13 protein-coding genes are annotated in these 15,082 nt (G+C 65.3%); 3 read left to right on the forward strand and 10 right to left on the reverse strand.

The genetic code is table 11. The annotated features are described in order from the left end of the window. Window positions 1-293 precede the first annotated feature (293 nt). Genes pyrC through BT173_RS15050 form a run of 3 tightly spaced genes read right to left on the reverse strand, consistent with a single transcriptional unit; the run spans window position 294 to window position 2,053 of the window. The gene (pyrC, locus tag BT173_RS15040) at window positions 294-1,331 is read right to left on the reverse strand and encodes a dihydroorotase (RefSeq protein ID WP_072429483.1); all 1,038 of its coding nucleotides are present in this window, start codon (window positions 1,329-1,331) and stop codon (window positions 294-296) included. A 30-nt stretch (window positions 1,332-1,361) separates the two neighbouring features. Next, window positions 1,362-1,814 (reverse strand): GNAT family N-acetyltransferase, encoded by a 453-nt coding sequence (locus BT173_RS15045; protein WP_072429484.1) that lies wholly within the window; start codon window positions 1,812-1,814, stop codon window positions 1,362-1,364. A 2-nt stretch (window positions 1,815-1,816) separates the two neighbouring features. Next, a complete protein-coding gene (locus BT173_RS15050) occupies window positions 1,817-2,053 on the reverse strand; it encodes a sulfurtransferase TusA family protein (protein ID WP_072429485.1) in 237 nt (78 codons plus the stop codon). A 127-nt stretch (window positions 2,054-2,180) separates the two neighbouring features. Here BT173_RS15050 and pip point away from each other — a divergent pair, with 127 nt between their 5' ends. Then, on the forward strand, window positions 2,181-3,137 hold the full coding sequence (gene pip / locus BT173_RS15055; RefSeq protein WP_072429486.1) for a prolyl aminopeptidase: 957 nt from the start codon (window positions 2,181-2,183) through the stop codon (window positions 3,135-3,137). Window positions 3,138-3,199: 62 nt separating this feature from the next. On the opposite strand, the gene BT173_RS15060 is transcribed toward pip, so the two are convergent. Next, window positions 3,200-4,651, reverse strand: a complete 1,452-nt coding sequence (locus BT173_RS15060; RefSeq protein WP_072429487.1) for a DUF1501 domain-containing protein — start codon at window positions 4,649-4,651, stop codon at window positions 3,200-3,202. A 10-nt stretch (window positions 4,652-4,661) separates the two neighbouring features. Beyond that, window positions 4,662-6,395, reverse strand: coding sequence for a DUF1800 domain-containing protein (locus tag BT173_RS15065; protein WP_072429581.1), 1,734 nt, complete (start codon window positions 6,393-6,395; stop codon window positions 4,662-4,664). A gap of 220 nt (window positions 6,396-6,615) precedes the next feature. On the opposite strand from BT173_RS15065, the gene BT173_RS15070 reads away from it, so the two are divergent. Then, window positions 6,616-7,845, forward strand: a complete 1,230-nt coding sequence (locus tag BT173_RS15070; RefSeq protein WP_072429488.1) for an MFS transporter — start codon at window positions 6,616-6,618, stop codon at window positions 7,843-7,845. A 143-nt stretch (window positions 7,846-7,988) separates the two neighbouring features. Here BT173_RS15070 and murU read toward each other — a convergent pair whose 3' ends face one another. The 5 genes from murU to BT173_RS15095 form a co-directional block, all read right to left on the reverse strand. Beyond that, complete coding sequence (gene murU, locus BT173_RS15075) at window positions 7,989-8,684, reverse strand: N-acetylmuramate alpha-1-phosphate uridylyltransferase MurU (protein WP_072429489.1); 696 nt, start codon at window positions 8,682-8,684, stop codon at window positions 7,989-7,991. A 17-nt stretch (window positions 8,685-8,701) separates the two neighbouring features. Beyond that, the gene (locus tag BT173_RS15080; protein ID WP_072429490.1) at window positions 8,702-9,616 is read right to left on the reverse strand and encodes a bestrophin family protein; all 915 of its coding nucleotides are present in this window, start codon (window positions 9,614-9,616) and stop codon (window positions 8,702-8,704) included. A gap of 100 nt (window positions 9,617-9,716) precedes the next feature. After that, a complete protein-coding gene (gene ltaE, locus BT173_RS15085; RefSeq protein ID WP_308417586.1) occupies window positions 9,717-10,751 on the reverse strand; it encodes a low-specificity L-threonine aldolase in 1,035 nt (344 codons plus the stop codon). A gap of 33 nt (window positions 10,752-10,784) precedes the next feature. Beyond that, window positions 10,785-11,645: an EamA family transporter gene (locus BT173_RS15090; protein ID WP_072429491.1), complete on the reverse strand. Its 861-nt coding sequence runs from the start codon at window positions 11,643-11,645 to the stop codon at window positions 10,785-10,787. Window positions 11,646-11,774: 129 nt separating this feature from the next. Further along, entirely contained in the window at window positions 11,775-12,857 is a 1,083-nt protein-coding gene (locus BT173_RS15095) for an aminoglycoside phosphotransferase family protein (protein WP_072429492.1), read from the reverse strand. 71 nt (window positions 12,858-12,928) lie between these two features. On the opposite strand from BT173_RS15095, the gene BT173_RS15100 reads away from it, so the two are divergent. Further along, on the forward strand, window positions 12,929-15,082 hold the full coding sequence (locus BT173_RS15100; RefSeq protein ID WP_072429493.1) for an LPS-assembly protein LptD: 2,154 nt from the start codon (window positions 12,929-12,931) through the stop codon (window positions 15,080-15,082).

Below are 15,082 nucleotides of genomic sequence, written 5' to 3' on the forward strand. Positions count from 1 at the left end.
ATGGAATGCTGACTGCATAGACCCCGTCATCCACTGGGTCGCATGGCGCAAACCATCCCGCACAGGGTGAACACTCCCAGCAACATTGCATTCCGTTCCTGCCTCCCACAAGGCGACCGGCACGGATACGGCCTCCCACAAGGCGGCCGTAGCCCCTCCCCGCGCACTACCACTTCCACCTCCCCCATTCCGTTCCGCAGGGCCGCAAGCCAGGCGCGCATACGCACGTCCAGCTCATCCTGGCAAAGAAAAAGCCGCGCTAAGCGCGGCTTGTTGAGCGAGATAGCGCGTGCTCAGTCCTGCAGGCGCCAGGCCACCGTTTCGCCCGCGCGCAAGGGCACAAGCGTGTCGCTGCCCACATAGGGCAGCTCGACCGCCACCGGCGTGCTTTCCTTGATCAGCGTGATCGTGTCCGGATTGGCCGGCAGGCCATAGAACAGCGGGCCGAAACGGCTGGCAAAGCCTTCCAGCTTGTCCAGCGCCCCCACGCTATCGAAGGCCTCGGCATACAGCTCGATGCCGTTATTCGCCGTGTACATGCCGGCGCAGCCACAGGCCGCTTCCTTGGTGGACTTGCCATGTGGCGCGCTATCGGTGCCGAGAAAGAATTTCGGGCTGCCGCTGACCGCCATCTCCAGCAGGGCCTGGCGGTGTACCTCGCGCTTGAGCACCGGCAGGCAGTAGTGGTGCGGGCGGATACCGCCCTGGAACAGCGCATTGCGGTTCATCAGCAGATGGTGGGCGGTCAGGGTGGCCGCCACATTGGCGCCGGCGCTCCACACAAACTGCGCGGCCTGCTGGGTGGTGATGTGTTCGAACACCACTTTCAAATCGGGCAGCTGCTCAAGCAGCGGCTTCATCACCTGCTCGATGAACACCGCCTCGCGGTCGAACACGTCCACATTCGGGTCGGTCACTTCGCCATGCACGAGCAGCGGCACACCGAGCTCGGCCATAGCGGCCAGCGTGGGCATGGCCTTCTTGATATCGGTGAGGCCGGCATCGGAATTGGTGGTGGCGCCGGCCGGGTAGAGCTTGACCGCCTTCACGAAGCCGCTGTCCTTGATACGGGCAATCTCCTCGGGCGGGGTCACGTCGGTCAGGTAGAGCGTCATCAGCGGCTCGAAGCGCATGCCGGCTGGAATGGCCGCCAGGATGCGCTCGCGGTAAGCCGCGGCATCGGCCACCGTACGTACCGGCGGCTTCAGATTCGGCATCACGATGGCGCGGCCGAAGCGGCGTGCGGTATCGGGCAGTACTGCCTTCAGCGCCTCGCCATCGCGCAGGTGCAGATGCCAGTCGTCGGGGCGGATCAGGGTGATTTGGGTCATGGGAAGCGTCCGGGGCTAGGGGAAGTGAGGTTAAAGACCGGTCAGCAGCGCGTGCTCGCGCAGGCGGGCGACCGGCAGTATCAGTTCCACGCCGCGCGCATTCTGCCGGCCCGGCACAAAGCCGAGCTTGCGGTGAAAGGCGAGCGAGCGGGTATTGCTGTGATAGACGTGGCTGCGCAGCTCCTGGATGCCGTGCGCCTGCACACGCAGCCACAGCTGCTGCAAGAGGGCGCGCAGCACGCCGCCATTGCGGTGGGCGGGATGGGTGTTGAAGGCGGTGACCAGCCAGTAACCATCCTGCGGGCGCAGCATGCTATAGGCCTGCAGCAAGGCGCCCTGACGCACCTCGACCACCTCACCGAGCGCCAGTGCCTCGCGCAGGCGCGCGGCCTGCTCAGCCGGGTCGAGCTGATCGCCAGCCGCCTCGGTATGCGCACGCAAGGTCAGCAGGTCGAGCGCCAGGTAGTCGTCCAAGGCGGCCATGCTCAGCGCCGGGTAATCCAGAACAGGAACTTGCCGTCCTGCACCGCATAGTGGCTGAGCGCATGGCCGGTCTGGCGGCAGAAGGCCTCGAAATCGCTGGGCGTGCCGGGGTCGGTACAGATCAGCTGCAGCACGGTGCCGCTGGGCAGATCGGCCAACGCCTTCTTGGCGCGCAGAATCGGCAAGGGGCAGTTCAGGCCGGACAGGTCAACGGTCAGGTTCGCGTCGGGTGCGCTCATGGTGGACTCGCAAGCTGGGAATGGCGGCATTTTACCCGCCGGCCGGCGCGCGGTCGCGCACCGTGCGTTGGCCGTGTGCACCAGCCAGCCGTATCATGCCGGCTTAGCCAAGACGGAAACCACGTCCATGACCGAACGCAGCGAACTCTATCCCGCCATCGAACCGCACCGCAGCGGCATGCTGCCCATCGATGCGATCCACACCCTGTACTGGGAAGAATCGGGCAACCCGCAGGGCGTGCCAGTGCTCTTCCTGCATGGCGGCCCAGGCGCCGGTGCCAGCCCCAAGCACCGCCAGTTCTTCGACCCCGCCTACTACCGCATCATCATCTTCGATCAGCGTGGCGCCGGCCGCTCCACCCCGCTGGGCGAGCTGCGCGACAACAGCACCCAGCACCTGATCGCCGATATCGAATACCTGCGCGAGCTGCTCGGCGTGGAGCGCTGGCTGGTTTTCGGCGGCTCCTGGGGCTCCACGCTGGCACTCGCTTATGGTGAGGCCCATCCCGAGCGCTGCCTCGGCTTCGTGCTGCGCGGCATCTTCTTGTGCCGGCTGTGGGAAATCGACTGGTTCATGCGCGGCATGCGCCAGTTCTTCCCGGAAGCCTGGCAGCGCTTCGCCGGCTATCTGCCCGAAGCCGAGCGCGACAATCTGCTCGGTCACTTCCACACCCGCTTGAATGACCCCGACCCGGCCGTGCATATGCCGGCCGCCAAGGTGTGGAGCGTGTACGAGGGCGAGTGCGCGACCCTGCAACCCGACCCGGCCGTGCAGGCCAATTACGGCGCCGATGGCGTGGCGCTGGGCGTGGGGCGCATCGAGGCGCATTACTTCGTCAACCGCATCTTCCTGCCCGAAAACGATCTGCTCGCCAATGTGGGCAAGATCGCCCATCTGCCGATGATCACCATCCAGGGCCGCTACGATGTGCTGTGCCCGCCGGTGTCGGCCTGGGAGTTACACCAGGCTTGGCCCGGTTCCAGCCTGGAAATCGTGCCGGACGCTGGCCACTCGGCCTGGGAGCCGGGCATCACGCGCGGCCTGGTGCGCGCCTGCGAGCGCATGAAGACCCTGCTGGCCTGAGCGGAGCCCCAGCAAACAAAAGGCCGGCAATCGCCGGCCTTTTGTTTTGCGGTAGCGTGCAATCAGACGCGCATAAAGCCCAGATCGCGTTCCGAGCCAAAGTTGACCAGGCGCGGGAAGACATCGTTGATCTGGCTCTCGCTCAGCCCGAACCAGCGCGCCAGCGTGGCCGCGTACTGCTCGACCGACAGGGCCGGTAAGAGACGGCCCGAGCCGACATCGTCGCTGGTGTTCACGCCGATGGTCGGGAAGCGGCCGTACACATCGCCGCCATTCACCGCGCCGCCGAATACGAAGTGGTGTGCGCCCCAGCCGTGGTCGCTGCCATCGCCATTGCTGGACAGCGTGCGCCCGAAGTCCGAGGCGGTGAAGGTGGTGACCATATTGCGCATGCCCAGGCTTTCCAGCACGCCATCGAAGTAATTGATCGCATGGTCAATGCGCGCATACAGATCGTTCAGGGTGTTGTTCAGATTATCGTGGGTATCGAAGCCGCCGATATTCACGAAGAACACCTGCCGGCGCATGCCGAGTGCGCTGGCACCACCCATCATGCGCGCCACGGTCTGGAACTGGTTAGCCAGGCCATTATCGATATTGTTGCCGGTGGCGGGATTGACCACCACGGCCGGGTCGGGAATGCCGTTCGGCGCGCTGGTGGCGTTGTAGCGTGGCAGCATATTGGTGCTGAGCACCGCCTGCAGATCAATGGCACGGTTGGTGATGGCCGCTTGTTCGGCTTCGAACATGTGGCTGCGCCCACCGGTCAGGATGCGGCGCAAGGCAGCGGAACCGGCCGCCGAACCGTATAGATTGCTGTTCAAGCCATTGATAGCCACCGCGCCGCTGCTGGTGACCTGGTACTGGATGGCGGAATTCGCATTCAGCAAGGTGGCTTTGCCGCTGGTCGATACCGCGGTCAGCAATGGCGTGCCATTCATGCTCATCAAGAGATCGGCCATGCGTCCACCCCAGCCGGTCAGCGCGCCCTCGGGGGCAAAGGCTTGCCAGGTCGACTGCTGGTCATTGTGCGAGAACAGATTGGGCGGGGTGGGCACCGAGCGTGCCGTCCATTGCGCCTTGTTCAAGGGTGCGAGCAAGGGGCCCACATTGGCGATCACCGCGGCGCGCTGTGCCGCGAACAGGTTCTGGATATTGACCATGCGCGGGTGCAGGGCAAAGCTGCGCCCGGCGTTCTTGGCCTGGGCATCGCGCGCGCTGATCGGCAGCAGGATGTTCTGCGCCATGGCGATGGAGCCGGCGTCGGCCGTCGAACGCACCTGGGTATAGCTGGCAAAGGAAGTCGGGTCCGTGGCCAGCACCATATTGTGGGTATCGTTGCCGCCCGACATGAACAAGCAGACCAGGGCCTTGTAATCGGCCGGTGCATTGGCGGCCGCTGCGGCCGACATGGTGGCCAGATTCATCAGGAAAGGCGCACCACCGACACCGGCCAGCGAGAGGGCGGAGCTGGCGCGCAGGAATTCGCGACGTGAGGCATTGAACGGTTTCATGCGGGGCTCCTTACTTCTGCACCAGGTATTCGGGCGAAGCCATGGTCAGGAAAATGGCGGTATACACGCGGTTCTTGCGCGCATTGTCCACATTGGTCGTGCTGCCATCGGCAGCCGGTTTGGGAATGCTGATCGCGGCAATCGCATTGATGATTTCGTCACGCGTAGCCGCGCTGAGCTGACCATGCGTGAGCAGCAGATCAACCCGCGCCTGCAGCTTGGCAGCGTCATCGGCCAGGGCGATCTCGGCCGCGTAATTGGGCAGAACATCGCGACCGCTACCGGTGCCATTGCGTATCGCGTCATTCATGAAGTTCAGATAGCCGACCACCGAGGCTTCATTGGTGATCTGCAACTCGGGCGCCACCAGGCCAGCGTTGCCGATGGCCGTACCGCCCGGCACATAGCCGGGGCGGAAGAAATTGAACACCGAGGGCGAGAACAGCGGCGTTTGCGCAAGCTGCGAAATCGGGTTGTTCAGATTCTGAATCATGAAAGTGCCCGACTTGGAGGTCGCGTTGAACGCGCGTGCCCAGTGGGCAAGACGGATCACCGGCTCACGTAGCTTGCCGAACTGCGTGCTGCTGGCGAGGTTGGCATCGCGCGCCTCGTTATCCAGCAACACCGCGCGGATCACCGCCTTCATATCGCCGCGCACGCCACTGCCGTTATTGGCAAAGGCCGCCGCCACGCGCTGCACATAGGCGGGGGACGGGTTGCTGGTCACCAGGCGCTGAATCAGCTGGCGGCCGACAAAGGGTCCGACATTCGGATGATTGAACAGCGTGTCCAGCGCCAGCTTCAGATCGGCCTGCATATCGGCCACCGTTGCCGTGCTGCGCGCCGCAATCGTCACGCCCAGGAATTTCTTTTCCGATACCGAGGCATAGTTCGGGTAGGCCTGCAGGGGCAGGATGTCGCGATTCGGGTCGGGCGTGCCGCCACCAAAACGGCTATTGCTATTGTCCGGTCCACCCCAGCTCCAACCGGTAAACACCTTGGCCAGGCCGGTCACATCCTCATTGGTGTAGGTCGGAATCGGATTGCCACTGCCATCGCGCTTGAGCGTGCCATCCGGGTTGAGCTGGTGCAGGCCGATGGTGAACAGCTGCATGATCTCGCGCGCATAGTTTTCATCCGGCACGCGGGTGGCCGATTCCTTGCGGTTGGCCATATAGGTCAGGTACAGCGCCATGCCCGGATGCAGGGTCACATCATTGAGCAGTTGGCGGAAGTTGCCGAAGCTATGCGTCTGCAGCACATCGTAGTAGCCGGCCACGGTGCGCGGGCGCCCGCCCAGCGAATCGCCGGCGGCGGAAATCACCAGAATCTGCGACAGGGCGAATGCCACCCGGGCACGCAGCTGGTCCTCACCGGCAATCGCCTGCTTCCAATAGGCCTCCCAGACATCGTTGGTATTGACCGAACCGGTGCCGGCTGCCGCGTAATCGGCAATCGTCCTGTCGATATGGGCCTTGAAGGGGCTCAGTGGCTTACTGAACTGCTCGTCCAGCCAACGCGCATAGCCGACGCTGGCCAGATGGTTGATGCTGGCCTCATTGGCACCATAGGTCGATTGGCTCAGAAAGCGGGCGGCTTCGGTCTTGCTAACCGGCGCCGCCGGCTGCTGCGGACCGGCATCGTTCTCGCTTCCGCCACCTCCACCGCCGCAGGCAGCCAGGGTCAATGCCAGGGCCAGCAGCGAGGCCAGCTTGCGCGCCGGGCGCAGAAATGCGGGATTCATCACACAGCTCCAGGAATAGAAGTTCGCCGCGAGCACAGCAGCTTTCATGCCATAGGCATTTCTGGCTACCCTGCCCGCGCACTGCGCCGCGAGGTGACGCTCAGGGGCAGTTTCTGGCCCTAGAGCGGCAGCACTAGCCGGTCGGTACGGGTGGACAGTTGCGGGCCGGGCCGTGAAGCCGTACCGCAAGTGCGGCGTGCAGTTCAGGCAGAATCCCCCCATGCCTGCCCAATCTGTCTCCGCCTTGCGCCTGCTCGCCCCGTTTGCCCTTGGCTATTTCTTTTCCTATGGCCTACGCACCGTGAACGCGGCTATCGCGCCACGCCTGAGCAGTGAACTGGGTATTTCCGAAGCCACGCTGGGCCTGCTGACCGCCGTCTACTTCCTGACCTTTGCCGCGGCTCAGCTGCCGATCGGCATTGCCATCGACCGCTTCGGCCCGCGCCGGGTCAATGCCTGGCTGCTGCTGGTGGCGGTGGCCGGTTGCGGCTTGTTCGCGCTGGGCAAGAGTGAGGCCAGCCTGCTGCTGGCCCGTGGGCTGATTGGCCTCGGCGTGTCCGGCTGCCTGATGACGGCCATCAAGTCGAATGCGCAATGGTTTGGCCTGCACGAGCTGCCGGCCATGAATGCCTGGGTGCATGTCTGGGGTTTGATTGGCGCGGTAGCGTCCACACTACCGATTGCCTGGCTGGTGGGGGTGGCCGGCATACCGGGCGCCTTCCTGGCCGCCGGCAGCGTGGGTCTGCTGGCCAGCCTGCTGCTGTGGACTACGGTGCCCGATGCGCCACACAGTGCGCGGCCGGAAAGCCTGGCCGACAATCTGCGCGGCACCTGGTCGGTGTTCCGTGCGCGCGCATTCTGGAGCCTGGCCCTGGTGGCCGCCCTGGCCCTGGGCGCCCACATGGCCATGCAGGGCCTGTGGGTCGGGCAGTGGCTGCGTCATGTGCGCCTGCTGGACGAGGCGGCGGTTGGCCATGCCTTGTTCTGGATGATGGTAGCGGGTGCGGTGGGGGCGCTGGGCTGGGGCCAGCTGGCGACCCGGTTGGCCAGGCAGGGCATGAGCGCGCTATCGGTATATGGCCTGGCCTGCGGCCTGCATGTGCTGGCCACCCTGCTATTGGCCTTCAATGTCGGCCTGCCGCCGCTCGTGCTGACCATGTTCTATGCACTGACCGGCATGGGTGGCAGCCTGTGTTACGCGGTGCTCACCGCGCGTTTCCCGGTGGCGCTAGCCGGGCGGGCGAATACCTCGGTCAATCTGCTGATCTTCATCGTGGCCTTCAGCGTGCAGGCCGGCGCGGGCTTTGCACTGCATAGCCTCGAACAACAGGGCCTGAGTACCGAACTCGCCTATCGGGTGCTGCTGGTGGCCACCGCGATCGCGATTGCGCTAAGCCTGGCGTGGGCCCTGCTCGACCGCCCACGCGCCACACGGGCCGAGCCGACCTGAAACGGATCAGCCCGGCGAGGCAGCGGTGCTAGCCACCACTAGGCGGCCAACACGATGGCGATCAGGGCAAAAATCAGCGTACGCATGATGCGCTCCTCGGCGCCGGGCTGACGGCGCCTATCTGGCACGCTATGCCTTTGGCTTCAACCTGCGTGGGTTTGGCGACTAGCGGCCGCGCGCGCCTCGGCCAGATCGGCCGGGCTGCCCACATTCAGCCATGGCCCAGCATAGGCCTCGCCGCTGATGCGGCCTGCGGCGGCAAACTGGTGCAGCAAGGGGCCAAGCTTGGCCGCCTGACCGGCCACCACGCTGGCCACCAGCTCGGGCCGCAGCACGCCAAGATTGGCATAGGTGTACTGCGGTGCCGCATCGCCACGCACCCAGCCCGCCTCGTCCAGGCTGAAGTCGAGCTGGTAGCGCGTGGTGGGTGCCAGCACCAGATGCGCGAGCCGCTGCGGCTCGGCCGCCAGCGCCTGCGCGGCCGCCACCAGGCGGGCATAGGGGTAGTCGGTATAGATATCGGCCGAGAGCAGGATGAAGGGCGCCGTGCCTAGCAGGGGTAAGGCCTTGGCCACCCCGCCAGCGGTTTCCAGCGCCTTACCCTCGGCCGAATACTGGATCTGCACACCATAGGCACTGCCGTCACCCAGGCAGGCCTCGATCTGCTCGCCCAGCCAGGCATGGTTGATCACCACCTCGCGCACCCCGGCGGCGGCCAGTTTCTTCAGATGCCAGCCTATCAGCGGCGTGCCGCCCACATCGAGCAGCGGCTTGGGGGTGGTGTCAGTAAGCGGACGCATCCGCTCGCCGCGGCCGGCGGCAAGAATCATGGCGCGCATGGCGGGGCCTTTCGGGTTCAACGCAGGATGAAGTCTATTGGCTGGGGCGGCAGCGGCAGATCGGTCTCACCGCGCAGCTCGCGCAAATTCAGCTCGATGCCACGGCTCAACGCATCCAGGGGCAGGTCATTGGCACTGGTGCCGAACGGCTCCTCGATCTCCTCGCCTATCGCCTCCAGGGCGAAGAAGGTATAGGCCACGAAGCCGACCATCAAGGGGGTCATCGCACCGATGCTGTCGACCAGACCGAAGGGCAAGAGCGCGCAGAACATATATACAGTGCGGTGCAGGATGACCGAATAGGCAAAGGGCAAGGGCGTGCCGGCGATGCGTTCGCAACCGCCGATGGCGGCACTCAGCGCATCGATATGCGCTTCCAGCGGCGGCAGCAGCCAGTCGGACAGCGCACCGGCCTCGCGCAGCGCGCGCAGCCTTTCGCCCAGCAAGAGCAGGATAAAGCTCGGCTTGGCACGCGCCGCCTGCAGGCGCGCGAACTCCGCCGCACTCATCCAGCCCGCCAGCTCGGCCGGCTTGTTCTCTTCGCGCAGCTGCTGGCGCAGCGCCACCACGCTGGCAATGATCAGATCGATGGCCGCATGCGTGTGCTCGGGCGCCTGCTTGGGCAGAGTCAGCAGCTGGCGTGCCAGCGCGCGCGATTCAATCAGCAGCACGCCCCACAGCTTGCGTGCCTCCCAGTAGCGGTCGTAACTGGCGTTATTGCGAAAGGCCAGGAAGATGGCCAGCGCAATGCCGATCAGGGTGAAGGGGGTGGCGGTCAGGGTGATCTTGCGATCGGCCAGCTCGCCGTGGCTAAGCGTGACCGCACTGGCCAACAGCACCACCAACGCCAGCTGGGGCAGGATGCGCAAGAGCAGCGAACCGCGCCAGACGAAAAGCAGGCGCAACCAATGTGGGCGGGGACGGACGATCATGGCATGCAGGCGGGGCAAGGAAGGCGGCCCGATGATACGCCGCCCGGCGGCCGGCAGGTGGTGCCGGCCTGGATATACACCGTGCTAGAGCCGACTCACTCTAGCCAAAGAAGCGCTGCGCCACCGCCAAAGCGGCATCCACCGCTGCCGCATCCACATCGAGATGGGTGACCCAGCGCTGCTCGGTGCTGCCGCTGATCAGAATGCCCTGCCCGGCCAGATGGGCGGCGAAGCGCTCGGCAATCGCGGCATCCACGCTCACGAAGACGATATTGGTCTGCGGTGCGAGCACGCTCAGGCCGGGCAGCGCGGCCAGACCCTGGGCCAGCCGTGCGGCGTTCTCGTGGTCCTCAGCCAGACGTTCGAGATGGTGGTCGAGCGCATACAGGCCGGCCGCGGCCAGGATGCCGGCCTGGCGCATGCCGCCACCGAGCATCTTGCGCCAGCGCTTGGCCTCGTCGATGAAAGCGCGGCTGCCCAGCAGGAGCGAGCCGACCGGCGCGCCCAGGCCCTTGGACAGACAGAGCGACACCGAGTCAAAACCCGCGCTCATCTCGCGCAAGCTGCGTGCACTGGCCACCGCCGCATTGGCGAGCCGTGCGCCGTCCAGATGGGTGGCCAGGCCGATGCCCTTGGCCCAGGCGGTCGCCTCGGCCACATAGGCGGCTGGTAACAGCTTGCCGCCGATAGTGTTTTCCAGCGCCAACAGGCGGGTGCGCGCGAAGTGGGCATCGCGCGGCTTGACCGCCTTCTGCAGCTTGGCGAGTGGAATGCTGCCGTCAGCGGCGTTCTCGAGCGGCTGCGGCTGGATGGAACCGAGCACCGCGGCGCCACCGCCTTCGTACTTGTACGTGTGCGCATCCTGGCCAACCAGGTATTCATCGCCGCGCTGGCAGTGGGTCAATAGGCCAATCAGATTGCTCTGGGTGCCCGAAGGGGCGAACAGGCCGGCCTCGAAACCGAGCCGCTCGGCCGCCACCGCCTGCAGGCGGTTCACCGTCGGGTCATCGCCCCAGACATCGTCACCCACTTCGGCTGCGGCCATGGCCGCCAGCATGGCCGGCGTGGGCTTGGTCACCGTGTCGGAACGGAAGTCGTACAGGCGGGGGCCGTGGTGGGCTTGCGGATAGCTCATGGGAGGTCCTGACAGATAGCAATGAAGGGAAGTTCAGCCCAGCGCAAGGCAGAGCACGCCAGCCACGATGATGGCCGCCGCCAGCAGGCGACGCGACAGCTCGCCCTCATCCAGCAGCTTGGCACCATACCAGGCGCCCACCATCATCGATAACTCGCGCGCCGGCGCCACATGGCTGACCGGGGCCTGCTGCATGGCAAACAGCACCAGCGTGTAACCCAAGGGCCCCAGCACGCTCACGCCCAGGGCCGGCTTCCAGTAACGCAGCCATTCCGGCCACAGCGCGGCGCGGTCGGCCAGCGCACGCGGCAGCAGCAACATGAAGCGCAGCAGATTGCCCACATAGTCGACCAGGAAGGGCGACAGCAGCAAGACCTTGACCGAGTAGCCGTCCCAGACCGTGTAGGCAGCGATGAAAGCACCGGTCAGCACGCCCCACAGCAGGCCGCGCTTATCGGTGCCGGGGCGCAACAGTTGCGGGCCACCGGCCAGCCAGAACACCCCGGCCACCACCAGCAGGGCTCCCAGGGCGGCCAGCCAGCCCGGCCGTTCGCCCAGCACCAGTATCGCGCCGAAGAAGGCAATCAAGGGGCCGGTGCCGCGCGCCATCGGATAGACGACTGATAGATCGGCCACCTTGTAGCCACGCTGCAGGGCCAGCGAGTAAGCGGTATGCAGCAGCGCGCTGACCAGCAGGGCCAGGCCGTCGCGCCAGTCCAGCTGCGGCGCATCATGCCAGAACAGCAGGCCGATGACCGGCGCCCACAGCAGCACCGTGCCGGCCGAGTACAGCCAGACGAAATGCCGGCTGTCCGCCGCGCGCTTGGCCAGTAGATTCCACGAGGCGTGGGTGAAGGCCGCGATGATGACGAGAGCGAGTGCGCTAAGAGGCAAGGCGTTGGCCGCGGCAGGTTAAGCGTCGGGTGCATGCGGCCGGCGCGCGCACCCGACTGGGGCTTAGGGAGACGCTGATGGATGCCACCTTCGCGCGTGAGCGAGGCGCCAAATCAATCAGCACCTCCCTTAGAAGGTGTAGCCGACGCCGGGTACGAAATCGGTCAGCTTATTGATCAGCTTGTAGAGCGGATGCAGCTCGGTATAGCGCGCGCAGGTTTCGCGCAGATAGCTGATCGCCACCGGCATATCGTCCAGGTACTGAGTCTTGCCATCACGGTGCGCAAGGCGGGCAAAAGTACCCAGGGTACGGATCTGGCGGAACACGCCCATGATCTCGAACTCGGCATAGAAAGCATCGAAGCTGGCCGGTACCGGCAGGCCGGCCTGGCGCGCACCCTCCCAGTAGCGTATCACCAGCTCAAGGCGCAGCGACTCGGGCCACTGCACATACATATCCTTGAGCAGCGAGGCGAGGTCGTAGCAGATCGGCCCGAGGCGCGCGTCCTGGAAGTCGATGATGCCGACGCGCTCGGCCAGCCCGCGCTGTGGGCCGGTGGCGTGGCCAACCAGGAGATTGCGGCAATGGAAGTCGAAATGGATCAGCACCTTGCCCTGGGCCTGGGCACGCGCCACCAGCAGCGCGCGCGCACGCTCCCACAGCGCCAGGTCCTCGCCGGCCAGCGGGCGGCCCAGGTGGCGGTCGGCATACCATTCGGCGAAGCGGTTCAGGTCATCAACCATGGTTTGCGCATCGTAGACAGGCAAACCCTCGGTTGGCGCCTGCTGCTGCAGGGCCAGCAGATCGCTAATCACCCAGCGGTACAGCACCTCGGCCTGGGCACACAGCGCACGCTCCTGCTCTTCCTGCTCGCGCTGGCTGAGCGCGGGGTCGGCCAAGGGCCGCAGCGCGGCCAGTGCGCGCTGCAGATCGATATCACCGAGATCATCCAGCAGCAGAAAGCCCTGGGTGAGTTCCTGCGCCAGCACGCGCGGTACGCGCACCGCGCCCTGCAGGCGTTCGGCCATCTGGATAAACGGTGCCAGCGCATTCCGCTCGGGCGGCGCATCCATGACCATGCGCGTCTCGCCATTGGCCAGGGTCAGGCGGAAATAGCGCCGGCTGCTGGCATCGCCAATCGGCTCGGATAGGCTAAAGGGCTGAGTCAGCTGGCTTTGCAGCCACTGCTGCAGGGTTTGGATGCGTTCCATGGGCGGGTTTGTGCGAAGCGGGAAAGTGTGCGATTTTAGCGCACTTCACGTATTCCCCCTGCCCCGCGCCCATGCCGCGTTTTTCCCCGCTCCCACTTGCCCTGGCCCTGTGTGCCGCCTTCTCCGCCCAGGCCGAGGAGATAGCCGGCACGACCACCTTGCAGGCTGAACAGATTGAAGGGGTGGGCAAGGGCGAGCTGCAGGCGCGCGGCAATGTGCAGATCGACAGCGATGGCCGACGTATCGAGGCCGACTGGGTCAAGCTGTTCCAGGACAGCGGCGAGCTGCAGGCCGGCGACAACACTCGCCTGAGCGAGCAGCAGAATGTATTGAGCGGCGGCGCCCTGCGCCTGAACGAGACCAGCCGCACCGGCGAGCTGGCCACACCCAGCTTCCGCCTCGGCAGCGGCCCGCGCCAGGGCCGTGGCGATGCGGTGAAGCTGCTGTTCGACGGTCCGGGCAAGTACAAGCTGCAGCAGGCGCGCTTCACCACCTGCTCGGTGGGCGAGGACGACTGGTTCGTGCGCGCCGGTCAGCTCGAGCTCGACTACAGCCGCAATCTGGGCATCGCGCGCAATGGCAGCATCGAGTTCAAGGGCGTGCCCTTCCTCTACTCGCCCTATATCGATTTCTCGCTTGATGGTTCGCGCAAGTCCGGCTTTCTCGCGCCCTCCTTCAATCTGACCGGCTCGGGCGGCGTGGATGTCACCCTGCCCTATTACTGGAATATCGCGCCGGATATGGACGCGACCATCGCGCCGCGCCTGATCGCCCAGCGCGGCCTGCTGCTGAACAATGAGTTTCGCTATCTGGGTGAACGCTTCGGCGGCGAGCTGCGTGCCGAGGCCATCCACCGCGACCGCGACTTTGGTGCCAGCCGCTCGGCCTTCAGCTGGCAGCACAAGCAGCAGCTATTTGAAGGACTGAGCGGCGAGGTCGATCTGCAGAAGGCCTCGGACGACCGCTACTTCGTCGATTTCGGCGACCGGATCGCCGTCGCCTCGCAAACCTTTCTGCCGCGCCAGGCCGCGCTCAATTACACGATTCCCGGCCTGAGCATGAGCTTGCTGGTACAGCGCTACCAGACCTTGCAGGACAGCGCCAACCCGGTGACCGAGCCCTATGCGCGCCTGCCGCAGCTGAGCTTCAACTACAACGCACCGCTGCCCGCACCCTATCGTTTTGAAATGAGCGGCGAGGGCAGCGTGTTCAAGCACGGCAGCCAAGCGGTGGCCAATAGCATGGCGCGCACCCAGCTGGATGGGCGACGCAGCATCCTCTACCCGAGCGTGAGCCTGCCGCTTGAACGTAGCTGGGGCTTTATCACCCCACGCATCGGCGCCCACCTGAGCCGCTATGCGCTCAGCGACGGCCGCGAGCTGAAGCGCGAGCTGCCGGTATTCAGCCTCGATTCGGGCCTGTACTTCGACAAGGACACCGAGTGGTTCGGTAACACCCTGGTCCAGTCGCTCGAGCCGCGCGCCTACTATGTGCGCATCCCTTATAAGGACCAGTCGGCCTTCCCCAACTTCGACTCGGGCGTGGCCGATTTCAATTTCGCGCAGATGTTCAGCGAGAACCAGTACACGGGCGGCGACCGCGTCAACGATGCCAACCAGCTGACCCTGGCGCTGACCTCGCGCCTGTTCACCCAGGACAGCGGCGAGGAGCGCGCGCGCTTTGCGCTCGGCCAACGCTTCTACTTCGACCCGCAAAGGGTGACGCTGACCGAGACCGCGCGCAGCGAGGATGTGACCGCTTCCGACCTGATCGCCAGCGTGGGTGGCCGGCCGCACGATGACTGGTGGCTGGATGCCAGCTGGCAGTACGACCAGCAGGCGCACAGCTCGCGCAAGACCGCCTTCAATCTGCGCTACCAGCCGCTGCCGGGCAGCTCGCTCAACCTTGGCTACCGCTTCGACAAGCGCAATGACATCAAGCAGGCCGATATCTCGGCGCAGTGGCCGCTTACGCGCAAGATCAATGCCGTGGCGCGCTACAACTGGTCGATTCCAGACCGGCGCGCTTTGGAGACACTGGCCGGGCTCGAATACAATGGCGGCTGCTGGGTGTTCCGCGCCGTCAACCAGCGTTTCGTCACCACGGCCAATGAAACCAGCCGCACCTTTTTCCTGCAGTTGGAGCTGAACGATCTGGGTAAGATCGGTTCCAATCCGCTGCAAACCCTCAAAGACAGCATTCCCGGCTACAGCAAACTGAATTGA

The organism is Chitinimonas taiwanensis DSM 18899 (assembly GCF_900119825.1).
GTDB classification, from domain to species: Bacteria; Pseudomonadota; Gammaproteobacteria; order Burkholderiales; family Chitinimonadaceae; genus Chitinimonas; species Chitinimonas taiwanensis.

Coding starts and splice junctions, on each gene's coding strand:
- pyrC (WP_072429483.1), bottom strand. CDS start 1,331: ATGACCCAAATCACCCTGATCCGCCCCGACGACTGGCATCTGCACCTG.
- BT173_RS15045 (WP_072429484.1), bottom strand. CDS start 1,814: ATGGCCGCCTTGGACGACTACCTGGCGCTCGACCTGCTGACCTTGCGT.
- BT173_RS15050 (WP_072429485.1), bottom strand. CDS start 2,053: ATGAGCGCACCCGACGCGAACCTGACCGTTGACCTGTCCGGCCTGAAC.
- pip (WP_072429486.1), top strand. CDS start 2,181: ATGACCGAACGCAGCGAACTCTATCCCGCCATCGAACCGCACCGCAGC.
- BT173_RS15060 (WP_072429487.1), bottom strand. CDS start 4,651: ATGAAACCGTTCAATGCCTCACGTCGCGAATTCCTGCGCGCCAGCTCC.
- BT173_RS15065 (WP_072429581.1), bottom strand. CDS start 6,395: ATGAATCCCGCATTTCTGCGCCCGGCGCGCAAGCTGGCCTCGCTGCTG.
- BT173_RS15070 (WP_072429488.1), top strand. CDS start 6,616: ATGCCTGCCCAATCTGTCTCCGCCTTGCGCCTGCTCGCCCCGTTTGCC.
- murU (WP_072429489.1), bottom strand. CDS start 8,684: ATGCGCGCCATGATTCTTGCCGCCGGCCGCGGCGAGCGGATGCGTCCG.
- BT173_RS15080 (WP_072429490.1), bottom strand. CDS start 9,616: ATGATCGTCCGTCCCCGCCCACATTGGTTGCGCCTGCTTTTCGTCTGG.
- ltaE (WP_308417586.1), bottom strand. CDS start 10,751: ATGAGCTATCCGCAAGCCCACCACGGCCCCCGCCTGTACGACTTCCGT.
- BT173_RS15095 (WP_072429492.1), bottom strand. CDS start 12,857: ATGGAACGCATCCAAACCCTGCAGCAGTGGCTGCAAAGCCAGCTGACT.
- BT173_RS15100 (WP_072429493.1), top strand. CDS start 12,929: ATGCCGCGTTTTTCCCCGCTCCCACTTGCCCTGGCCCTGTGTGCCGCC.